General features: G+C 37.8%; 18 protein-coding genes. 3 read left to right on the plus strand and 15 right to left on the minus strand.

From position 1 onward, the window contains the following. Positions 1-250 precede the first annotated feature (250 nt). Together lldD and V4B18_RS00595 are read right to left on the minus strand one after the other, a co-directional pair. Positions 251-1402, minus strand: coding sequence for an FMN-dependent L-lactate dehydrogenase LldD (gene lldD / locus V4B18_RS00590; protein WP_455475927.1), 1152 nt, complete (start codon positions 1400-1402; stop codon positions 251-253). A gap of 800 nt (positions 1403-2202) precedes the next feature. After that, positions 2203-3291, minus strand: a complete 1089-nt coding sequence (locus tag V4B18_RS00595; protein ID WP_455475928.1) for a 2'-deoxycytidine 5'-triphosphate deaminase — start codon at positions 3289-3291, stop codon at positions 2203-2205. A 294-nt stretch (positions 3292-3585) separates the two neighbouring features. Between V4B18_RS00595 and mutL the strand changes: the two genes are divergently transcribed. Further along, positions 3586-5424: a DNA mismatch repair endonuclease MutL gene (mutL, locus tag V4B18_RS00600; protein WP_455475929.1), complete on the plus strand. Its 1839-nt coding sequence runs from the start codon at positions 3586-3588 to the stop codon at positions 5422-5424. A gap of 118 nt (positions 5425-5542) precedes the next feature. Further along, positions 5543-5779, plus strand: coding sequence for a DUF2093 domain-containing protein (locus V4B18_RS00605; RefSeq protein ID WP_455476574.1), 237 nt, complete (start codon positions 5543-5545; stop codon positions 5777-5779). A 46-nt stretch (positions 5780-5825) separates the two neighbouring features. Here V4B18_RS00605 and lpxK read toward each other — a convergent pair whose 3' ends face one another. The 7 genes from lpxK to V4B18_RS00640 all read right to left on the minus strand — a co-directional run bounded on the left by lpxK (position 5826) and on the right by V4B18_RS00640 (position 14062). Then, entirely contained in the window at positions 5826-6845 is a 1020-nt protein-coding gene (gene lpxK / locus V4B18_RS00610) for a tetraacyldisaccharide 4'-kinase (RefSeq protein WP_455475930.1), read from the minus strand. Beyond that, on the minus strand, positions 6835-8157 hold the full coding sequence (gene waaA, locus V4B18_RS00615; protein WP_455475931.1) for a lipid IV(A) 3-deoxy-D-manno-octulosonic acid transferase: 1323 nt from the start codon (positions 8155-8157) through the stop codon (positions 6835-6837). The genes lpxK and waaA overlap by 11 nt, the downstream gene beginning before the upstream one ends. 830 nt (positions 8158-8987) lie before the next feature. After that, positions 8988-9230, minus strand: a complete 243-nt coding sequence (locus V4B18_RS00620) for a DUF4170 domain-containing protein (protein ID WP_455475932.1) — start codon at positions 9228-9230, stop codon at positions 8988-8990. 45 nt (positions 9231-9275) lie between these two features. Beyond that, positions 9276-10079 carry a 3'(2'),5'-bisphosphate nucleotidase CysQ gene (locus V4B18_RS00625; RefSeq protein WP_455475933.1) on the minus strand — a complete coding sequence of 268 codons (804 nt, stop codon included), beginning with the start codon at positions 10077-10079 and terminating at the stop codon, positions 9276-9278. Then, positions 10066-11400 carry a TldD/PmbA family protein gene (locus V4B18_RS00630; RefSeq protein WP_455475934.1) on the minus strand — a complete coding sequence of 445 codons (1335 nt, stop codon included), beginning with the start codon at positions 11398-11400 and terminating at the stop codon, positions 10066-10068. Before V4B18_RS00630 ends, V4B18_RS00625 begins: the two co-directional genes overlap by 14 nt. 720 nt (positions 11401-12120) lie before the next feature. Beyond that, positions 12121-12684 (minus strand): 16S rRNA (guanine(966)-N(2))-methyltransferase RsmD, encoded by a 564-nt coding sequence (gene rsmD, locus V4B18_RS00635; protein WP_455475935.1) that lies wholly within the window; start codon positions 12682-12684, stop codon positions 12121-12123. Continuing rightward, a complete protein-coding gene (locus V4B18_RS00640; RefSeq protein WP_455475936.1) occupies positions 12665-14062 on the minus strand; it encodes a pseudouridine synthase in 1398 nt (465 codons plus the stop codon). Before V4B18_RS00640 ends, rsmD begins: the two co-directional genes overlap by 20 nt. A gap of 270 nt (positions 14063-14332) precedes the next feature. Between V4B18_RS00640 and V4B18_RS00645 the strand changes: the two genes are divergently transcribed. Continuing rightward, positions 14333-14779: a nucleoside deaminase gene (locus tag V4B18_RS00645; protein ID WP_455476575.1), complete on the plus strand. Its 447-nt coding sequence runs from the start codon at positions 14333-14335 to the stop codon at positions 14777-14779. A gap of 309 nt (positions 14780-15088) precedes the next feature. Here V4B18_RS00645 and V4B18_RS00650 read toward each other — a convergent pair whose 3' ends face one another. The 6 genes from V4B18_RS00650 to V4B18_RS00675 form a co-directional block, all read right to left on the minus strand. Continuing rightward, positions 15089-15514 (minus strand): hypothetical protein, encoded by a 426-nt coding sequence (locus tag V4B18_RS00650; RefSeq protein WP_455475937.1) that lies wholly within the window; start codon positions 15512-15514, stop codon positions 15089-15091. A 136-nt stretch (positions 15515-15650) separates the two neighbouring features. Next, positions 15651-18566 (minus strand): isoleucine--tRNA ligase, encoded by a 2916-nt coding sequence (gene ileS / locus V4B18_RS00655; RefSeq protein WP_455475938.1) that lies wholly within the window; start codon positions 18564-18566, stop codon positions 15651-15653. A 250-nt stretch (positions 18567-18816) separates the two neighbouring features. Continuing rightward, positions 18817-20085: an outer membrane protein gene (locus V4B18_RS00660; RefSeq protein ID WP_455475939.1), complete on the minus strand. Its 1269-nt coding sequence runs from the start codon at positions 20083-20085 to the stop codon at positions 18817-18819. 161 nt (positions 20086-20246) lie between these two features. Next, positions 20247-21179, minus strand: coding sequence for an outer membrane protein (locus V4B18_RS00665; RefSeq protein ID WP_455475940.1), 933 nt, complete (start codon positions 21177-21179; stop codon positions 20247-20249). 146 nt (positions 21180-21325) lie between these two features. Further along, positions 21326-22183: an outer membrane protein gene (locus V4B18_RS00670; RefSeq protein ID WP_455475941.1), complete on the minus strand. Its 858-nt coding sequence runs from the start codon at positions 22181-22183 to the stop codon at positions 21326-21328. A 136-nt stretch (positions 22184-22319) separates the two neighbouring features. Continuing rightward, entirely contained in the window at positions 22320-23192 is an 873-nt protein-coding gene (locus V4B18_RS00675; RefSeq protein ID WP_455475942.1) for an outer membrane protein, read from the minus strand. Between the last annotated feature and the right edge of the window lie 92 nt (positions 23193-23284).

Consider the following 23284-nt stretch of genomic DNA (forward strand, 5'->3'; position numbering starts at 1 on the left):
AAAATAATTGCTTAACGACATATGGAGTACAGTATTCTTTACAAATTTGTATTATTATAAAGGGTACCAAATAAAGCAATTCTGCAATAAAAACCAATTTGGTATTTGGCAAATTATAGAATCAGCAATAGTAGTGTGGTATAATAAAATTATACCACACTACTATAACACATGAAAACATCCGACTGCACCCAGATATATTAACCAACTTTAAAAGATCCCCCAAGGATGCTGTGTGGATATACATCCATCATGAATCAGTAGCATTTATATTTGCTAAGCTATCACGTGTAATTTCTTTAATTGCGCGCGCACCCGTTAACGTCATAGCTACCCGCATTTCATTAGCAAAAAGATCAAGGACGTGCGTAACACCCTTTTCACCCGCTGCTGCAAGTGCATAAACAAAAGCACGACCAATCATAACGACATCCGCACCTTGCGCTATCATGCGTACAACATCAAGACCAGAACGAACACCAGAATCAACCAAAATAGTCAAATCATCCTTTACAGCATCTGCAATCGCTGGCAAAGCTCGCATAGTTGACAAGGCACCATCAAGCTGACGCCCACCATGATTGGAAACAACAATACCATCAGCACCAAATCGCACCGCTTCTCGCGCATCTTGTGGATCAAGAATACCTTTCAGGATCATTTTTCCTTTCCAAAAATCTCGAATCCATTGTAAATCTGACCAACCAATTGATGGATCAAAATTTGCACCAAGCCAACCAATATAATCTTCTAATGCAATCTTCTTTTTAAGATAGGTAGAAACGTTTCCAAGATCATGTGGACGCCCCATAATACCAACATCCCAAGCCCAATGTGGATGCATAACGGCCTGTAAAACACGGCGGATCCCAGCATAAGGCCCAGACATACCTGAATGAGCATCACGATAACGTGCACCAGGAACTGGCATATCAACAGTAAAAACTAATGTACGTAAACCAGCTTCCCAAGATCGTTCCAAAACATTACGCATAAATCCACGATCCTTAAGAACATAAAGCTGAAACCAAAATGCGTTTCCAACCTCTGCATGCACTTCTTCAATGGGACAAACTGAAACTGAAGATAATGTGAAGGGAATGCCCTTCGATACTGCAGCACGTGCAGCTTGTACCTCGCCACGACGTGCATACATACCTGTCAACCCAACAGGTGCAAGCACAATTGGCATATTAAGCGTTTTGTCAAAAAGCTTGATGGAAAGATCAACTTCACCGACTTGTTTAAGAATTCTTTGACGCAATGCAATTGTTTGAAGATCTGTACAATTATGTCGTAATGTCTCTTCAGCGTAAGCCCCACCATCAATATAGTGAAAAAGAAAAGGAGGAAGCCGACGCTTTGCTGCTTTGCGGTAATCCAACGCTGAGGAAATAATCATAATAACACCATTGTTTCTAAATGAAAGGTGAAAACACACCAAAAAACCAATAATCCCCAACCCGCATATCCTCTATCAGATGTCCTAATAGAGAATTTCATTCAGTAATTACAGGTGACAGAGATTGCAACAAAAAAAGCTGATAACACACAGATACACGACAGATACGTGCTTCCCCCACGAACCACAATCAATAATAACATGTAAATTCACACGTTACTAACATATGTCCAAGGATTAAAGTTACATTACTTTATAACGAATACCCTCTGAAACGCACTGCTGTAGTCATTTTCTTCAGTTTTAAAGCAATAACCTCTTGCAAAGAGGCCTCAACAATTTGAAGATCTGGCCAATTATTAATTATATACCACGACTCCCCCTATAAATATTAAAAAAACCATTAATCAAAGCAATCAAACTCTAATAAAATCCAATCGAACTCGTTGAATGCGTAGTAATCTTCTTATAATGGTAGATAAAATCCTGCAGACTTCCACACTAACTAAAATTTCTCGGAACGACCCTCACAATTGAGTTAGGGCATTAAAACAAAATTTAAATGCTAGAACGTATTCAACAGAATAAAATAATTTAAATAAAACCATAAAAATGACATTTTATATGAGAGAAAATGCATAATATTGTCATTTAAATTGCTAAAAATAGAACCAATGATGGCGAATAATCTTGCATATTCAATTAAAAAAATTGATAATATCTCATACTTTATGAAAAACTAAAGTTTTCAATAAAGAGATTTTTTGCACACAGCTTTATCAAAAGCTATTTTTTCAAACTTATTTAAAATGCTTAGACAACTTTAGTCCCTGCGCTTGATAATGTGATCCAACATCATGTCCATAAAGTGCTAATGGTCGACTAAGCATGTGTTCATATATTAAACGACCAATAATTTGACCATGTTCCAAAATAAAGGGAACTTCATGATTGCGGACTTCCAAAACCGCTTTTGCTCCCTTTCTTCCCGATTCTATATGCCCAAATCCTGGATCAAAAAAGCCTGCATAATGTACCCTAAATTCACCAACTAAAGGATCAAAAGGCACCATTTCAGCTGCATAAAGTGGAGGAATATGGATAGCTTCTCGCGAAACTAAAATATAAAATTCATCAGGATCAAGAATCAGCTCACTTTGACCATTGTAGTAAAGAGGTTCCCAAAAATCTAAAACATGCGCAGCAGCACGTTTGTCAATATCGATAACACTAGTATGACGTTTACCACGATAACCAATAAGCCCATTTTCATTTTCTTTCAAATTAATAGAGAGTCCAATACCACCATTGCTAATATTAGGAAAATCATCCGATACTAACGTTTCATCCTGATGCAAAGCATGCAACTCATTTTCATTTAAGTAACTTTTCCCCTTTCGAAACCGAAGTTGAGATAAGCGCGAACCAGTACGTACAAAAATTGGAAATGTACGTGGGCTAATTTCAAGATAAAGTGGACCATGGTAACCTGTACAAATTTTATCAAATTCCTGAGCATTATCTGTAATCACACGCGTAAAAACATCTAACCGTCCTGTAGAACTTTTGGGATTAGCAACCGCAGACAAAATCTTTGGTAAAGCCAAACTCTCTAAAAGAGGAACGATATACACACAGCCCGTTTCTAAAACTGCCCCATTCTGCAAATCAAATTCATGCAATTTTAATCGCTCAATCTTATCCAAAACCTTTGCATTAGCTCCTGGCATAAAGGATGCACGTATACGATAGGCTTTATTTCCTAAACGGATATCTATACTTGCGGGTTGTATTTGAGCTGCATCAAATGGCCAAAGAGCCGTAAGAACGTCATTATCAATTAAAGCTCGTATATCACTATCAGCCAAAATTCCGCTTATACGCGTCATATTGTCTTGTCTCCCATCTTTACTGTGCTTCTTTTTTGACTCAGATGATTGACTGGTGTAAGTATCTTGGGCAAGAAAATTGTTCTCCTTGACTTTATTGATCAATTTACTACCACAATCAATGAATGCTACAGATAATAAAACAGCCTTTGATATAACAATTTTTGTACAATGAATATAACTTTTTGAATTTCAGATCTCTTACGTTCTCTTATTCTTGAATGTTGAATAAATAATGTTATCATGACATTAACGCTTTTATAAAATCCGTAGAAATCTTTATTAGAATTTATTATGATCATACGCCATCTTAGCGAAAATATTATTAACCAAATCGCGGCTGGAGAAGTTATTGAACGCCCAGCAAGTGTTGTCAAAGAACTTGTTGAAAACGCTATTGATGCTGGAGCAACCCGAATCGAAATTGTCACAGCAAACGGCGGAAAAAACTTTATCAAGGTAAGCGATAATGGTTGTGGAATTCCTGTAGATCAATTGATTTTAGCGGTTTCTCGCCATTGTACATCAAAAATTACTGATGATGTGCATAATATTTGTTTCCTCGGGTTTAGAGGAGAGGCTTTACCCTCTATTGGTTCTGTTGCAAAACTTAAATTAATTTCACGAACGCAGAATGCTGACAACGCTGCTGAAATTTCCGTTACAGCAGGACGATGTGTTGGACCCAAACCAGCCGCTGCTAATCTTGGCACTATAGTTGAAGTTCGTGATCTCTTCTTTGTCACTCCAGCGCGATTAAAATTTATGAAAACAGATCGTGCTGAAGCAAGTGCCATCACCGATATGATTAAACGAATTGCTATTGCATTTCCACATATCCGCTTTTCTCTTTCTGGTCCAGACCGAGTTTCCATAGAATTACCTGCTACGGAAAATAATACTCAAGGACAATTACAACGTATCACACAGATTATGGGAAAAGAATTTGCTTCCAACAGCATCACACTTAATGCTGAACGTGAAGCAGTTCGCTTGACTGGCTTTGCCTGTTTGCCATCTTTCAGTCGTAGCAATAGCCTTCATCAGTTTGCTTATGTTAATGGGCGTCCAGTGCGCGATAAACTTCTCTGTGGAGCAATCCGAGGAGCTTATGCCGATGTCATGGCTCGAGATCGTCACCCTGTATCCATTCTTTTCATTGATCTCCCCCCCGCCGATGTAGATGTTAATGTGCATCCAGCTAAAGCCGATGTACGATTCCGAGATCCAGGATTAATTCGTGGTTTAATTGTTGGAGCAATTCATGAGGCATTACATCAAGTTGGTGTTCGTCCCATTTCAACAAACTCTGAAGCAATGCTTGCTGCGTTTCAAACATCACAGCCATTGAAAAATTTTAAAAATACCCATCAGTCTTTTTCTTACACTCCACACAATCACCACCTTGCTTCAACATCAGTGCTACACAAACCATTCGATGCTACGAATCTTATTGATTTAGGAGAAAACCCCACCCCTCCTATAGAGTACTTAGATACACCAAGTGGTGATGTATGTACTACAAGCACTATGCCCTCACAAGAAGAATTACGTTATCCACTAGGAGCTGCCAGAGCGCAAATCCATAAAAATTACATTATTGCTCAAACTCAAGACAGTTTAATAATTGTTGATCAGCATGCTGCTCACGAAAGACTCATTTATGAGTCACTCAAAAATGCGCTTTACTCCAAACCACTTCCCTCACAATTATTGCTTATCCCTGAAATCGTTGAACTCTCCGAAGAAGATGCAACGCATCTTTTAACGCACAAAGATGCTTTGCAGAAATTTGGTTTAGGAATAGAATCATTTGGACCTGGAGCAATTGTTGTACGAGAAACACCTTCTATGTTAGGAGAAATTAACGTAAAAGCCCTCATTAAGGATCTGGCAGATGAAGCAGCAGAGTATGATACTACAGACAATTTAAAAGCAATGCTTGATTATGTGGCAGCAACTATGGCCTGTCATGGCTCAATAAGATCAGGGCGGCTTTTGCGTCCCGAAGAAATGAATGCACTCTTACGACAAATAGAAGCAACACCAAACACTGGTACATGCAACCACGGCCGTCCTACTTACATCGAACTCAAGTTAATTGATATAGAACGGCTTTTTGGCAGAAAATAAGCTCTTAGTTTATTGTTCTGGTAGAAAAAATTTTTTAATTTACTCTCGACTTTATAAAGTATCTTATGGCATTCTGCTTTAATCATTTCTCACGTAAATAAGAAGGGGGTTATGAATGATGTTTTCCAATGATGAACGTGAAGCAAAAATTCATTATTCCAATAGTGAATATAAAATCATAGAATATGGAACCTATACTCTTTGTGCTGTTAGTGGACAAAGAATTCCTATAAATGATCTGAAATATTGGAACCATCTCCGCCAAGAGGCATATGCTAATTGTGAAATTTCCTATCATCGCGAACTTGAATGCAATCAACATCTCAGTCAATTGTTAAAAACGCAAAAAAAATAATCAATTAAAGGTTATAAAGTCCAGACCTTGCCTTCAAAATAGCAAATTAAAGGGTATTTTTTCGCTTCGCAAAACGGGCTATAACTTCCTCAAGGATCATACTGCAAAAATTTTTTTGAGCAAAATCAACTTTAACATCAAATACAATAAGTTTCTTTAAGTTTTTTTGTATAGAACTTGCCTGTATACGTGTATAATCTTTAGCAGTTGTAGCCAGCCATAAATTTTGTGTTTTAGCCTTTTGCGCAAGATTTTTTAAATCTCTGTCAGTAAAAAAGTAGTGGTCAGGATAAGAATAAGTTTGCACAATATGGCCAGATAATTCTTTAATCGATTTGAAAAATTTATTTGGATTGCCAATACCTGCAAATGCTAAAAATAACTTTCCTGCAACCTTATCAGACACTAATGGTTTAAAATGAGCGTGATGCAAAGGCTTTCCAGTACCGATCAAAAGAGAATGAACTTTATCATCATTTTCCAAATGGCCAATCAACAACACACTGTCCATTAAAGAAAACTGTGTTTTTAGCGGTGCACGCAAAGGCCCTGCTGGAAAAACAGCTCCATTGCCAAAATTACGCATTGCATCCACAATAAGCAGTGCATAATCCATGTAAAGATAGCGACTCTGAAATCCGTCATCCATTAAAATAAGATCACATCCTTCCTCCTTAAGCCGTTGTGCAGCCGCATAACGATCAGGCGATATCGCAACAAAAGCATGTTGTGCAAGCAAAAGCGCTTCATCTCCAACAGAGCGCGCATTATCACATTCCTTATTTACAAGATGTACTCTCTGAACTGTTCCACCATAACCACGTGACACGACACCCGGAACTAAACCAAGCTCTTTCGCCACTTGAGCAAAAGCAATAACAACAGGCGTTTTACCAGCGCCACCTAATGTAAAATTTCCAATGCATAAAACTGGAAGATCAATAACAGGAGACTGCTTGGCCATAACGCAACGTGCAAAATAACCATACCCCCAAGAAACTGGTTTTAATAGAAAATGTAAAAAGCTTTTATCTTTCCACCAAAAATGGGGAGCTCTAATATACATACCTATCCCGATGCTGACTTAAACTTGTCTGTATTACAAGAGGCTGTAAAAATGGATCAAGAACTTTTAATGTGCGATCGAGCGCACCTGTCATACCTGTTGCAACTTCATAGGCAGTCTTAACCATTTCTTGCCGTAATGCTTCATTTGTTAAAAGCCTATACACCTGAATAGCAAGCTGATCTTTATCTTGAACCATATATGCTGCATCACGAATTAGAAATTGTTCAAACATCTTTTGAAAATTTGAAATATGAGGACCCACCAAAATAGCGGAACCAAGAAAAGCTAACTCCAATGGATTATGTCCACCATACCCACATAGCGACTTTCCAATGAAAGTAACTTTCGATAGACGAAGAAAAAGTCCCATTTCCCCAATTGTATCTCCCCAAAAAATATCTGTATTGGCATCTGGAATAGCATTATTGCTTCGGCAAATAAAATGCAAATTCTCATTGCTATATCTTCTAATGAGATCTTTTGAACGTTCAGGATGACGAGGAACAATAATTGTCAACAAATCTGGCAAATAATTTTTAAGAATTTTATGAACTTCAAGAACTATCGTCTCTTCTCCTTCATGGGTTGAAACGGCTGCCCAAACTGGACGATCGCCAATAGCATTGCGATAATGTGCAAGCAATGCTTGATCTTCAACCAAAGAAACATCTGCCTTAAGATTGCCAGAAAACGCAACAGATTTTACTCCAAGCGTATGATAATAAGCCACATCTTTTTCATTTTGACCAATAGCCATGTCAATATGCTTAAAAATATGTTTGGCAAGAACGCGTCGTTTTTGCCAAGCTTTAAAAGAACGTTCGGACATATGAGCATTAATCAAAATCTGTGGAATACGCATTTTAGCAAGTTCTTTAATACGTAAAGGCCAAATTTCCGATTCACAAATTAATGCTAAATCAGGACTCCAATGACCAATAAAACGACGCACAGCTAAATCTAAATCTAATGGGGCATATTGATGAATTAATCGATCACCAAAGAGCTTTTTTACCAGAGAAGCAGATGTTACAGTACAAGTTGTTAATAATATATTGATTTTCAATGATAAAATATAATTAATAAGTGGAACGAGAGCAAGCGTTTCTCCAACACTTGCCGCGTGCAACCAGATTAATGGACTTTGAGGACGTGTTTTGTGGCTTTTACCTAAACGCTCTTTTTTGCGACCCCAATCTTCTTTTCCATGAATAGCACGAAAAAATAAATAAAAAGGTATCATAGGACGTAAACAAAAACCAACCATCCGATAGAGGAAAAGAGCCGCACGTGCCTTTAGTTCTATCATTTACTCACCCCATTTATCTATCATTTACCTATTTTTGAACGCCTGTAAGCTTTTTTATTAAATGATTCATTATCTCTGTTATTGCATCTGTTTTTCTTTTAGCAAAAGCACCCTCCGCATTTTAGAAAACAAAAAGCGCTTCATTTATGAAAAAAATTGAATATCCAACAGAAACGAAATTGCAGTTATACTTTACATTTTTCAAAGAATCTTCTCCCGTGAAAATACATGTATCAAAATGTGATAGAGTAAGTAATTTTAGCTAATAAAGTAATTACTTTTCCAATTTTACATGCCTTTTCACGTCACATATCCACAATCATAACCATCTTTTTTAGATTTAAGTATATTTTGAACATTAATCATGTGTCTGTATGACTTCTATTAACACGATGCATTTTCCTTCATCTGCTCAAAAAATGCATGAATTTAAGCATAATCTTTTTGCAAGCTGCACATTTATGTCTGGGGTAGAAAAATGAAAAAATGCAACAATAATTTCTGCATTTTAAAAAGAAGAAAAAGTAATACATCGACCATCCAAAAAATTATAATAAATGGATTATAAGTATCTTATGTCTTTGCAATACCGTGTAAACTTTTTTAACAGTGAATTCATCTAACAAGCAAACACAAACCCTTCCCCCAATACACCACAAAAAAACTGTATAAACCGCGTTTTCTATAAATGAATGCCAATTTTCTTTTCAAAAAGGCTTGAAAACAAGTACTATGCTTCTTTTCTTGAACTATTTGACATTCTTATACAAAATTCAATCTCACTGCACGCGCACAACCTAAGAAAATAATGATATCAAATTCAGGTTTTATTATACATCGCCCGTTTCAGAATCAAAAAACCGATACAAGTCTACAATGTAATAGCGTTGTAATGCATTATCTACACTGCTCTGCGCTTTTGCTTGCCATGCTTCTTGAGCTGATTGATAATCTGGAAAAATACCAACCACATCTAAATTAGCAGGATTCTTAAATTGATTACTGCTAAGATTTTTTAATTCTCCACCAAATACCAAATGCAAGTATTGTTTTTTATCGTTGGCTTCAGCCATGTGTGTCCTCCATATATTAAAGAACTTTAGCGTGTTTCTATGTGATTAAACTAACTTTGCTTGACGAACAATATCTATCATATTTTGACAGCAATTATTTTTTCCAGCAATTAAAAAACCATATTGATAAGGTTTAATTCCGTAAAATATAGAAGGGGTATCAAGTGATAAAAAACACCCCCCACATTCCTGTAAAATGAGATCAGCAGCAGCAATATCCCACTCATGACAATTCGGACGAACCAACACAATATCTATCTCTCCTTGAGCAACAAGAACAAGACGATAAGCAAGGGAGGGAATATGGTGGTAAAAACTAACCTGATTGCAAAAATCATATGGCAATCTTTGAGCAACCGATCTATCAAGCGAAATTTTATATTTGTGATTACTCTGAGATGCCAAAAGAGGGAGTTTTACACCATTTAATGTCGCTCCTTTACCAGCAACAGCGGCATAAACCTCTCCTTGAGCTGGACACTGCAAAACACCTGCGATAGGGCGTCCATTCTCAATAATAGCGATCGAAATACACCAATAGGAACTACCAGAAAGAAAACCACGCGTTCCATCAATAGGATCAACAACAAAATAGCGTTCATAGACTTGTTGTTTACGATTATCTTGCGTTTCTTCTGAAATCCATCCATAATTCGGACGCGCTTCAAGAAGTTTTTTCTTCAAAAAGCAATCAACTGCAAAATCTGCTTCACTGACTGGTGAGTTGCCATCTTTTATCCAAACATCTAACGCACATCCAAAATACTTCATCGCTATTCCCCCCGCCTCTCTACAAACATCGAGCAAAAGGTTTAGATCAGAAGAATGATGCGTGTTATTTTCCTGCAAGAGTCATCCCTTCAATTAATAATGTCGGAGCAGCAGTACCATAACGCCGATCAATATCACTTGCAGGTGTTAAATGCGCTAGCATATGGAGTAAATCAGAACCTAGTGTGACTTCACTCACTGGATAAGCAATTTCACCGTTTTCAATCCAAAAACCAGATGCACCTCGACTATATTGCCCCGTAACAAAATCAATACCATGCCCAAATAATTCTGTAACATAAAAACCATTCCACACATTTTTTATCAAATCTTGGGGCGATATTAAACTTGGTTCAATAGCAAAATTAGTACTCGCTGGTTGAACTAATGACGCCGAACGTACACCATGACCATTGGTTTTAAGACCCAATTCACGCGCTGAAGATGATGAAAGAAGCCAGTTTTTTAAAACACCATTTTCAATAATATTCAATGCTTGCCCCTCGACTCCCTCTCCATCAAAGGGACGAGAAGAATTTCCACGCAAGAGCAAAGGCTGATCTGTCACATTAACATCAGATTTCATCACTGCTTTGCCAAAAAAATCTTGTAAAAGACTCGTTTTTCGCGTGACTGATGCTCCATTTACCATAGATGCGATATGCCCTGCAATCCCACGAGCCGTACGCGGATCAAAAACAACATTAACAACCCCGGTATCTGCACGCACTGCCCCTAAACGTCGAACCGCACCTACCCCTGCATTTCTGCCCACAGTTTCTGCTGCTTCCAAATCAGAAAAATGTAAAGCAGTTGTATAATCATAATCCCGCTCCATCATTGTTCCTTCACCAGCAAGTGCACTACAAGAGCGTGAAAAATAACTGGAGCGATAGGCTCCACAAAAACCATCACTAGTTACAAGAACAAACCCACTACGGCCGTAAGCTGTCGCAGCACCACCAGAATTGCTTACCCCTTTAACATTAAGAGCTGCTTCTTCCATTTTCAAAGCATCTTCTGTTAAAAAATGACTATCTGGAATAAAATTATCAAAAAGATCAAGATCTTTAGGATCAGTAACCAAACACTCTTTATCCGCCAGACCTTCAAATAAACTATCGGGAGAAACTTTAGCCATCGCAACAGCACGTTCCGCTAACTCTTGTGAACAAGCCGCTAAATTAGCAGAAACACTTGCTACTTTTTTGCCAACAAAAACCCTTAATGTAAAATCATCACTCTCAGAAGCTTCTGTAGATTCGATTTTTCCAAAACGAACTGATACATGGAGAGAACGTGAACGCACAATAACAGCATCAGCAGCATCTGCTCCAGAACGCTTCGCCGCTTCAACTAACGAAGCAGATTTATCAATCTGGTTTTTGTCGTCGGCCATTATAGACTCCCTCAAATATTGATTATTTATATTAGTAAGCAATTTAGAAAATTTATATAAAAATATAACTCTTATATACTCATCTATAAAAATCACGCACCATCAATGCGCCCTTTTTCTTTAAAAAAAACGAAAAATTTCTCTCTTCGCATCTTTCTGAAAAGATGTAATATGCTATAGTTCTTTATAATTTAGTCTCTCCAATCCACTTCAGCAATTCCACAAACAAAATCCACATTTAACAATTGAATAAATAGAAAAGCTTGCAATAACGTTCAACTTTCATTTTAAAAACGTTCAACTTTCATTTTAAATTTTCAAATATTCCGATAACCAAAAGATAACCTGACCTTCATATTTCTCGATCACTCAGTGCTCAATCAATTTTCGTGTTACCTTTCCTATAGTATCCTTAATCTCTACACAAATGTAAGATAATACCCCCTCACTATAGCTCTTTCTTTGCATCTATTAGTTCTTTTGTAAACTAGCAACAAAGAATATATATTTTTACAATTGACATGATCTAATTCAAAATACTATTATTGATTTTATTTCCGCACATTTTTGCATAATCAATCAACAATTATCAAAACCTTTAACTGGAATAGAGACGGCTGTCGCATTAACGAAGCAACCTATCATCCATAAAAGAAATGCAATGAAAGAAGTTTCACAGAGTAATTACTTTATCAAGTAAAAATGATATCTTTTTCAAGATCAAACCCATAATCGCAATTTATAAAAACGTATTACTGTGTCACCATAAAATCGCTCATCGTCTATATAAAATGGATCAGGTAAATGAATAACTGCATCTTTCTTTTCTTCAAGTATAAAAAGTGTATCAGCTTTTGCCCATCCTCCTTTCAAGGCTGCTATAAAAGCACGCTCACCTAAACAATGGCCATAGGGAGGATCAGCACAGATAACATCAAATGGGAGCATTGTCCCAATATTTCCAAGTTTTGTCGCATCCCGACGCAAAATTCGTCCAGCCAACTGCAATTCAAAGGCTTCAATATTTTTTTGAATCAGTCCACGTCCTTCAACAGAATTTTCAACAAAAACAGCAGATTTTGCACCACGCGAAAGCGCTTCAATACCTAAAGCACCAGTACCAGCAAAAAGATCAAGAATACGTTTATTATCCCAAAATCGCTCTTCTCGACTAGCAAAAATATTAAAAAGGTTTTCGCGCGTACGATCACTGGTTGGACGAATTGACTGACCAACAGGAGAAAATAAAACACGCCCCGCAAATTTACCGCCGATAATCCGCACGCGATCCTCCAAGCAGCTTCGATGTTTTTGCATAACCTTTATAAAATTTAGATTTTTTTATGGTGCTATCAGATGATTTTATTCTTCGCTTTTGTTCAAACAAACGCTCATTATGACTATCTTTAATAATTTTTCTCGCTTTTCCAAAAAGACGATCCTTTTTGCCAGCAATATGCGCATCATCATAAGATGTCTTACTACGTTTTTGATCAAAATTAACGCTCTTATTTTTCTGTAACTGGATTTCTGATGATTTGCCTTTATGAAAAGACTTCTTATCAAATGAAGTGTTCTTACAATCATGCAGATTACTCTCGCTGTAGGAAGACTTTTTGCGCGCACCCTGTGGACGCGCACCAGGAGCCATCCAAACATTAGAACGACGAGAGCGAGGCAAAAAGCGCTCTCTTTTTTCATCTTCATCCTTATTCTTACTCACAAGTTTTTTATCAAGCTTTGTGCTCAATCGTGCTTGACCGTGCTCAATATACCCCTTACGCGACTTACGCTGTGTGCTTTTCCCACTTGAAAAAATCCAGCCATCATTAGCAACGGTACGATCTTTATTACTTCGTTTTTCTGCGACAACCGTAGAATTTGAAAATGGCTTAAGAATAGGGGCATCAAAATCTGCATTAGCTTGCATGATTAAACGTTCACCCAATTGATCACGCAGTGCTCGACCTTTTAACTCACGAACCGCTCCTTCTTCTAAGTCAGAGAGCTGAAACGGACCATAAGATACACGAATTAAACGATTAACCGATAATCCTAATGCGCCAAGAACATTCTTTATTTCACGATTTTTTCCTTCACGTAAAGCTACAGAAAGCCATATATTTGTCCCTTGTTCACGTTCAATTGACGCTTCAATCGAACCATAAAAAATACCTTTAATCGCCATGCCATTTTTAAGATTATCAAGCGCACTCTGCTTTACTTTTCCATGAGCACGAACCCGATATTTACGTACCCACCCCGTTAGAGGAAGCTCTAATACACGTGCTAAACCGCCATCATTGGTTAGCAGCAAAAGCCCTTCCGTATTAATGTCAAGCCTTCCAACAGAAAGAACACGAGGCATTCCTTTTGGCAAATTGCTAAATACTGTCGGTCTACCTTCAGGATCACGGTTAGTGGTGACAAGCCCCGCTGGCTTGTGATAAAGCCACAACCGTGTTCGCTCTATTGGAGACAAGGGCTTGCCATCAACTTTAATAATATCAGAGCGAGTAACGTTAAAAGCAGGTGTTGTCACAACAACACCGTTAACAACAATACGACCAGCAACAATCATCATTTCTGCGTCACGACGTGATGCAACACCAGCACGCGCTAATCTTTTAGCAATCCGCTCACTTTCACTGTTTTCATTCATTTGCTTTTCACACCAATTTCTTACAATATGTTCAGCAAATTATTCACATGTACCATACCGTTATTCTAGAAAGGGAATTAACATAATCATTTATCATTTTCTATCCTTTAGCAGTAATAATATACTTGTTTACTTGCAAATTGATTTTAACATTTTTAAAAAGCAATGATGTCTCTTCATTGTAAAAGGGTAATAAGTTTTATTCACTTCACGACATGCCTCTAGAAAGAGAAGCCTTTTGACTCTCTATGCTTTAATAAAAAGGACACTATAACTTTGACCCCCATGGAAATAGCTCTGTTAGAAGCACAATGGACAAGCAAAAAGGATGAAGTCCCCGTAGGAGCCGTTATCATACGTGAAAAAAAAATTATCGCACGTACTGGTAACTATATAAAAGCCGCATATGATCCTACAGGACATGCAGAAATACGTGCGATCCGTATAGCTTGCCAAACACTCCAGAGCGAAAGGCTTCCTGATTGCGATCTTTATGTAACGCTCGAACCTTGCGCTATGTGTGCTGCAGCCATTTCATTTGCACGTATACGACGTCTCTATTATGCGACAAGCGACCCAAAAGGTGGTGCCATCGAGCATGGCCCACGCCTTTATCAGCATTCAACCTGTCATCACAAACCTGAAATTTATTCTGGTTTTAAGGAGAAAGAAGCTGCTCAACTACTTAAAAAGTTTTTTGCACAAAAACGACGTTAAAAACAACCCCTCTTTTTACCAAGAACACACCTACCTTTTAATAATATTATACTTTTTAAAAAGACAACTAATCCTTTTTATCAGAGGCTTTTCGCAATATTTCTTCTTTTATGCTCTTTTTTAACACCTCATTTTTGCCCTTTCACCCTATAAGCGCTAATCTTTATCAGTTTATAATAACTTAAAAGCAGCTAAATAAGATATAAAGTAAATACTCTACGCTTGCGTTTATTCTCTCTGACCACATAAATGCTCTTATCATTGCTTCGCATTTAATTGTAAAGAATCTCTTAAATAAAAACTAACAGGCTAATTAACCGATGATACTTTCTTTGAGATAACAGAACCCCTGCTATCGCTATAATACTGCCTTGATGCTGTTCCAGTAGAAAAACCAGACTGTATTATATCTTTTCCTTTTTGAGGCAGTGGTAAAGTTATGTGCGAACTTACTTTAGGAAACACAAGTTGTGGACGAGGCGCTGTCATCAATTGAGAGCGGCTTTTTTTAGGCTTTAGCGAAATAGACTCGGCAATATCTCCTAAAAACCGCACAGACACAATCCGCCCTGTACCATAAGTAGGTGCAGACAAACTACATCCTGTTAAAACAAAACATACACTCAAAATACTTATTGAAAATATTCTTAATTCGCGCTTTTCCACTGCTAATCCATTTTCTAAAATATATGGCTGATTGATATTCCCGCAATTTATTGAAAACCAGCCCCACACATAAAATTACCCCTCCCAGAGACAAAGCAATGGGGGCTTACCGGTACTACAAAAAGCTATATTTATCAATGACAGAATTCAAATAATAGCAAATATACTTTACAATTCTGCATTTTCCCCCAATAATTTAAGATTTTTAAATTTTACCGAGAATGTGTAATTCTCGTAATGCAGCCGCATCACGAGCAGATACATCAGGATAATCTAGATCGCTACCAACATCTTGTGTATAACGCCATGATCGGGCACACTTTGTACCTGAAGCTTTACCAGAATACACACCAACACCCTCAACATCGCTTAGAGCAAAAGCATCCAAAGGCACTACATCCTGAATAATTGTTAAAGCACTAGTGATACAAATTTCCGCCATATCCAAATTTCCTAATGCCTCCAATAAATCTGGATTAGAAATAAAAACAGTAGGCTCAGCTTCCAAAGACGATCCAATATGCTTGTTTGCTCGCTCAAGCTCTAAAGCACCTGTCACAACTTTACGAACCTGCCGAATTTTTTTCCAACGTTCAGCCAAAGATTCGTTCTGCCATTCTTCTCTCATAGGACGAAACTGCTCCAAATGCACTGAATGACTTTCTGGATAACGCTCTAACCAAGCCTCTTCCATTGTAAAAGGCAACATTGGAGCAAGCCATGTCACCATTCGCTCAAAAATTTCACGAATAATTTGCAAAGCAGCTTTACGTTTTTTTGATGAAGGTGCATCACAATAGAGAGAATCTTTACGGATATCAAAATAAAATGCCGATAACTCAGTAATTGAAAAATCGAGTAACGCACGCATAATCTTTTTAAAATCAAAATCATCATAGGCTCGATTAATCAACTTATCTAGTTCAAAAAGCCGATGCAATATAAACTTTTCAAGATCTGGCAATGCGCAATAAGATATCTCTTCTCCTTCATCATGCGCTAAAGTTCCCAGCATCCAGCGAATCGCATTACGCAATTTACGATACGAATCTACATTTGTTTGAAGAATCTTTTTACCTAAACGCTGATCTTCCCAATAATCAGTCGTCATAACCCAAAGACGAAAAATATCCGCACCAAATACCTTAATAACCTCTTGCGGAACAACTGTGTTTCCTAAAGATTTAGACATTTTCTTGCCATTCTCATCTAAGGTAAAACCGTGTGTAACCACCGTCTTATAAGGTGAATGAGCGCGCGTACCACAACTTTCTAAAAGGGAAGACTGAAACCATCCACGATGTTGATCAGATCCTTCAAAATAAACATCAGCAGGCCATTGCAAGTCATCCCGATCTTCTAATACAAAACTATGACTTGCACCAGAATCAAACCAAACATCAAGAATATCATAAACCTGCACCCAAGGTTCATGTGCACGTTTTCCTAAAAAGCGCTCACGCGCTCCTTCAGCAAACCATGCATCTGCACCCTCTGCTTCAAAGGCTTGTAAAATACGCTCATTTACATGCTCATCTTTTAAAATGACACCGTCTTCATTTGCAAAAATACAAATTGGAACACCCCAAGCACGTTGGCGAGAAAGAACCCAATCAGGACGATCTGCTATCATAGAAGCCAAACGGTTTTGACCAGAAGAAGGCACAAAGCGCGTCGCCGAAACAGCATCCAAAGCCCGACTGCGTAAAGTCGAGCCATCTCCAAGATCTTTATCCATTGAAATAAACCATTGTGGCGTATTGCGGAAAATAACTGGTTTTTTTGATCGCCAACTGTGAGGATAAGAATGTTTTAAACGGCCACGTGCAAATAATCGATCCAATTTAATTAAAGTATTAATAACTTCTTTATTGGCATCGCCCATTTTCCCATTATCATCAATAACACGCGCTGCTCCCCCTTCACGGTCAGGACCAAACCCAGGAACATCTTTCGTATAAAAACCAGCATCATCAACGGGAAACGGTATAGAAGAATCAATACCTGCCTGCTCTAATATAGATTTATAAGCAATCCAAATTTCAAAATCTTCACGTCCATGGCTAGGTGCAGTATGAACAAAACCTGTACCAGCACTCTCTGTTACGTGCGAACCATCAAGCATTGCAACCTTATAATTATAACCTCCAGCCAAACCTTTTAATGGATGGGAAAGAATAAGAGTTTTTAACTCATCAGCAGAAACGGCACGCAAGCGTTTTAAAACAAGTTTTGCTTTTTCCGCACAGCTTATAGCTAAAGCATCAGCAAAAAGAAACTTTTCTCCAACTTGAGGACCAAAATCATTTTCCACACTTTCAACTTCGTAAACACCGTATGAAATCTGCGAAGAATAACTAACTGCACGATTACTAGGAATTGTCCATGGAGTCGTTGTCCAAATTACCACATGAGCATCATCTAAATCACGAGAACTTGCTTCAAAAACAGGAAACTTAACCCATATTACTTCTGATTCATGATCATGATATTCAATCTCTGCTTCAGCCAAAGCTGTACGCTCAACTACAGACCACATCACAGGTTTTGAACCACGATACATTTGATCTGACATAGCAAATTTTATCAATTCACGAGCAATGCGTGCTTCTGCATGAAAAGCCATTGTAGTATAAGGATTGTTAAAATCTCCGACAACGCCTAAGCGTTTAAACTCTTCACTTTGAACAGTTATCCAATGTTGCGCAAAATCACGACACTCTTGACGAAATTCGTTAAGGGGAACATCATCCTTATTCTTTCCTTGTGCACGATATTTTTCTTCAATTTTCCACTCAATTGGAAGTCCATGACAGTCCCAACCAGGAACATAGTTTGCATTAAAACCACGCATTTGAAACGAACGAACAATCACATCCTTTAAAACTTTGTTTAAAGCATGCCCGACATGAATATTACCATTTGCATAAGGCGGACCATCGTGAAGAATGTAAAGTGGACGGTTTTTTGCTTGCTGACGCAATTTAGCATAAAGTCCCATATCTTCCCATCTCGACAACAATTCAAGTTCTTTTTGTGGCAAACCTGCACGCATAGGAAAATTTGTTTGCGGTAAATAAAGAGTTTTTGAATAATCTATTGTTTCATTTTTCACAGTCATTGTGAAATATTCCCATTCACTTTTACGATTTCATTTTTCGTATAACTTCCCCGAACCCTGCAACTTTAGTTTTTATCTATGGGAAAAATCTAACCAATCTTCGGATTAAACAGCGATCAAGAAAATATATTATTATGTTCCATGGGCTTTATCATGAAACTATTAAGAAAGGAAATACCAAATTGATCTTCTCGGAAAGAAAAGACCCCGTCAAAGACGGAGTCCATTAATAATTCAGGTTTGCTAAAAATTAAAACTTGTAAGCTACACCAACATGAAAACCATTGGTTTTATAGTTAATTTCAAGTTTTTCTTTTGCAAACTTCTTTTTACCAAAGTCTGAATAGCGATATTCCGCACGCAACAAAATATTATCAGTCACTGCAAATTCGACACCACCACCAACAGTATAACCAATCATCATCTCTGTTTCATCAGCGAAGTCTTTAGAAGAAACCTCTTCTCCATCCCGCTTTTTTAATGATACAGTGTCTTGAAGCTGTGTATAAGCAACACCACCAGCAACATAAGGCATAATGCGATCAGCAGCAAAACCGATACGCACCCGCGTAGCACCAGACCACTTTTCTTTAAAAGTATGGCTTATAGATTCAATTCCTTCTTGGTCAGAACCAAAAGCAGAAGCTATTTTCTTAATTTGCTCTACGTCATATGCACTAGCATTTTTTCCATCTACAGTTCTTGAACCTTGCGCACTGCCTCCAGTCCCATGAGATACACTACCGTGCGGATTACCCACATGTCCAGATCCATTCTGTACACTATGCGGATTAGCATTAGATCCATGAGATTCACCACTACCTGGATGAACACCACCACTATGCTTAACCCCGTTAGCCATACCGTGGTGATACCCATAAGGTACCACGGCATTCTCCTTGCCAGCAGCTTGTGATACTGCAGGATTTGCTTGTAGTTGGGTTGATGCTGCTGCTACTGGTTTTGCTGCTGCTACTGGTTTTGCTGCTGCAGGAGCTGCAGGAGTTTGTGCTGCAGGAGCTGGTGCTGCAGGAGCTGCAGGAGCTGTAGCAGATTTCGTCGTTGTTGTAGTGGTTGCAGCTGCTCCGGACGCCGATCTGCGCGATCTTCTAACCGCACTTTCTATTGCATCATCAGGCGCCCCTATAATAACTGTCTTTGTGTGTTTTTTTCCAGACCAAATAAAATCTGTATCGATACCAACAACGAAGCTATCTCCAAGATCAATATTAGAACCCGCATAAACTCCACCAACAAAGCCTGAAAGTTTAGGTGACAAATCTTTACTCAGCAACGTAGTTTTGTCTCCTTCAAAAATGTTTACATCGGTTTTACTTGAAAAACCGCCCGCTTGGCCACCAAAATAAAAACCTGTCCACGTAAAATCAGGCGCAACAATAGGTGACGAAGCAACAGTTGGCGACGTTGGCTGACGAAAAACTGCCACATCAGCGGCTTGCGCTACAGAAGCTGAAATTAAAGCAAAAATAGATGATGTTATTAAACGTTTTGTATTCATTAATTGTCTCCAAATATCCATAAAGAGGTTTTTTATAAGACATCTTATTTAAAATATCTGTAGCAAAAATGACACAATCACAAAAAAATAAAGGCTCCGTCTCTGACGGAGCCTTTTAATAATTTAATTTCGCTCTATTTTACTTTTCTTAAAAGTTTTGCTTAAAATTTGTAAGCTAAACCAATACGAAAATCATTGGTCTTATAAAAAACTTCTTCAAGATTTTTTGCGAACTTTGCTTTACCAAAATCTGAGTGACGATATTCTGCACGTAAGATAACATTATCAGCCATTGCAAAATCAACACCAGCACCAAGAGTATAACCAACCATCATCTTAGTACTATCAAATATTTTGCCAGAAATTGTTGTAGGGTCACTACTCCTGGTATTTACTATTGGTAATAGATCATCTGGCTTTTGAGCACTTGAATTTTCCCCTAGCGTTTGAGCGCCTACATCTCCCTCTGGATTTTTCTCTGGATCTTTCTCTGGAAGCGCACTTTCTGTTGATTTATTTACTGAAATTGTATTAACGCCTTGCGCCTGCGCATAAGCAATACCACCACCAATATATAGCATAACACGATCAGCAATCTCAAAACCAAGACGTAACCGTGTAGCACCAGACCATTTTTCTTTAAAAGTAAAATCATCTGTTGCATTATTGCCAACTACAAACAGTTTTTCGATCGATGGAGACAATTTAATGCCAGCTTTTTTAAAATCTGCTTTAATAGCATCAGCACCATTTTCGCTAAGTTTTATGGAACTGATTCTTTTTGTATCTTCTCGATTAGTCCAGACTGCATCTGTTTCAATCCCAAAAACGAGATCATCTCCAAGATCCATATTGTAACCTGCATAAACACCACCTATAAAACTCGAAAGTTTAGGTGCTGTACCTTTTTCAGCCATAACAGCTTGTGTTATCGCATCATTTATCTTAACATCACTAGAAAACTTACCAACTTGACCACCAAGATAGAAACCTGTCCAAGAGAACTCAGGAATAAAGGTAACATCAGCAGCTTGCGCTACAGAAGTTGAAATCAAAGCGATAACAGAAGATATCATTAAATATTTTGTATTCATAAATTTTCCCCTTTAACTTATGCGTGCACTTTTACATAAACTATAAAAAACTGCTGTAAAAGTGATACAACCCTAAAGGTAAAGACTCCGTTAAAAACGGAGTCTCTCGATAATTTTATTTTTACTATATTTGAACTTTGCTAAAATTAAAATTTGTAAGCTACACCAACACGAAAATCATTTGTTTTGTAAACAGCCTCATATGCATCTTTTTCAAATTTCATTTTACCAAAGTCTGAGTAACGGTATTCTGCGCGCAAAATAATATTATCAACCACCGCGAAATCAACACCAGCACCAAGAGTATAACCAACCATTGTCTTTGTCTGATCATACACTATACCAGAAGCTTTTTGAGGAGGTGCTACTGCTATCCCTTTTGGTCCTTTCATTTCCGTTACTGTAATCTCATTGATACCTTGCACCTTTGCATAAGCGATACCACCAGAAACATAAGGCATCATACGATCAACGACTGTAAAACCAAGACGCATCCGTGTAGCACCAGACCACTTTTCTTTAAAAGTAAAATCATCATCTTTCTCACTACGATCTTTAATTGCGCCGCGCAAGTTATATCCGTTAATGCCCGCAGCTGAAAAATCCCTTCTAAGACTAGATGCAGCAACTGCATCAAGTTCAATATCTGTAGCGATACGTTTTGTATCTTTTTGATCTGCCCAAACCGCATCAGTTTCAACACCTAAAATAAGACCATTTCCAAGATCAACGTTCGAACCAGCATAAATACCAGCCATGAAACCTGAAAGCTTAGGTGTTATACCTTTATCGAGAACATCTGCTGCTTCTGATGGCTTTATCGTAAGGTTACTAGAGAGATTTCCAACTTGACCTCCGAGATAAAAACCTGTCCAAGAGAACGCAGAAGTAAACGCAACAATTGCTGCCGGATCTTCTTCAGACGCCATAATATCAGAAGCCTGCACTGCAGAAGCCGAAGCTAAAGCGATAATAGAAGTTGTCATTAAACATCTTATATTCATAAATTTTGCTCCTAATTAATTTATGTACAAATATTATACGGCTACTAAAAAAAAAATCTGTAGCAAAAACAACACAGTTATAAAAATAAAGGCTCTACTGAAAACAAAGCCTCTTGAAAATTTTATTTTTACCAAATTAGAATTTATATGCTACTCCAACATGAAAACCATTAGTTTTGTGAGTGGCTTTGTATTTACCATCTACGAATTTCTTTTTACCAAAATCAGAATAACGGTATTCTGCACGCACAATAACATTATCGATCACAGAAAAATCAATACCACCACCAAGAGTATAACCAACCAACCACTTTGTTTCATTGAACTGGCGACCTGAGGCAACTATTTGATCTATATCTTTCTTTTCTGTTACCGATATCGATTCAATGCCTTGAATCTGCGTATAAGCGATACCACCAGCAATATATGGCAAAACACGATTAGCAGCAAAACCGATGCGTATTCGCGTAGCTCCAGCCCACTTTTCTTTAAAAGTAAAACTGTTAACTTTTTTATTGTTAGGTTTTATTATCTCTTCCTCTACCTTGGCTTCAACTTTGTCCAGTCTCTCCACCATAAGAGGAGGCATTTGATCTCCAACAATTTTTTCTGCTTTCACCGTTTCAATATCACTTTTATTAACCCAAGCAATATCTGTATCAACACCTAAAATAAGACCATTGCCAAGATCAATATTGGAACCTGCATAAACACCACCAACAAAGCCAGACAATTTAGGAAAAAAATCTTTACCAAAAAGAGTACCGCTTTCTTTATCAGCGACATTCATGTTCGTCTTCCCCAAAATACCACCAATCTGACCACCAAGGTAAAAACCTGTCCAAGAAAAAGTGGGGGGGACGATAATGATTGGTGTAGTTGGTGTAACTGCCGTATATGTTGAATATGCGGAAACAGGCTGATGGTGTATGGTAACATCTGCTGCTCGTGCCGCAGAAACTGAAAATATAGTAAGAGTAGAGGCTGTTATTAACCATTTCATATTCATAATTTATCTCCATAGCTAGATATTTGAACATGCAGCCTCATATAGAGCCACAACTATGGATGTCTGTAAAAAATAATATAAAAAATAGAAGC

The organism is Bartonella sp. B17, from assembly GCF_053795755.1.

Excerpts from the sequence above, each read along its gene's own strand:
- lldD (WP_455475927.1), bottom strand. The coding sequence starts at position 1,402 with ATGATTATTTCCTCAGCGTTGGATTACCGCAAAGCAGCAAAGCGTCGG.
- V4B18_RS00595 (WP_455475928.1), bottom strand. The coding sequence starts at position 3,291 with ATGACGCGTATAAGCGGAATTTTGGCTGATAGTGATATACGAGCTTTA.
- mutL (WP_455475929.1), top strand. The coding sequence starts at position 3,586 with ATGATCATACGCCATCTTAGCGAAAATATTATTAACCAAATCGCGGCT.
- V4B18_RS00605 (WP_455476574.1), top strand. The coding sequence starts at position 5,543 with ATGTTTTCCAATGATGAACGTGAAGCAAAAATTCATTATTCCAATAGT.
- lpxK (WP_455475930.1), bottom strand. The coding sequence starts at position 6,845 with ATGTATATTAGAGCTCCCCATTTTTGGTGGAAAGATAAAAGCTTTTTA.
- waaA (WP_455475931.1), bottom strand. The coding sequence starts at position 8,157 with ATGATAGAACTAAAGGCACGTGCGGCTCTTTTCCTCTATCGGATGGTT.
- V4B18_RS00620 (WP_455475932.1), bottom strand. The coding sequence starts at position 9,230 with ATGGCTGAAGCCAACGATAAAAAACAATACTTGCATTTGGTATTTGGT.
- V4B18_RS00630 (WP_455475934.1), bottom strand. The coding sequence starts at position 11,400 with ATGGCCGACGACAAAAACCAGATTGATAAATCTGCTTCGTTAGTTGAA.
- V4B18_RS00640 (WP_455475936.1), bottom strand. The coding sequence starts at position 14,062 with ATGAATGAAAACAGTGAAAGTGAGCGGATTGCTAAAAGATTAGCGCGT.
- ileS (WP_455475938.1), bottom strand. The coding sequence starts at position 18,566 with ATGACTGTGAAAAATGAAACAATAGATTATTCAAAAACTCTTTATTTA.
- V4B18_RS00660 (WP_455475939.1), bottom strand. The coding sequence starts at position 20,085 with ATGAATACAAAACGTTTAATAACATCATCTATTTTTGCTTTAATTTCA.
- V4B18_RS00665 (WP_455475940.1), bottom strand. The coding sequence starts at position 21,179 with ATGAATACAAAATATTTAATGATATCTTCTGTTATCGCTTTGATTTCA.
- V4B18_RS00670 (WP_455475941.1), bottom strand. The coding sequence starts at position 22,183 with ATGAATATAAGATGTTTAATGACAACTTCTATTATCGCTTTAGCTTCG.
- V4B18_RS00675 (WP_455475942.1), bottom strand. The coding sequence starts at position 23,192 with ATGAATATGAAATGGTTAATAACAGCCTCTACTCTTACTATATTTTCA.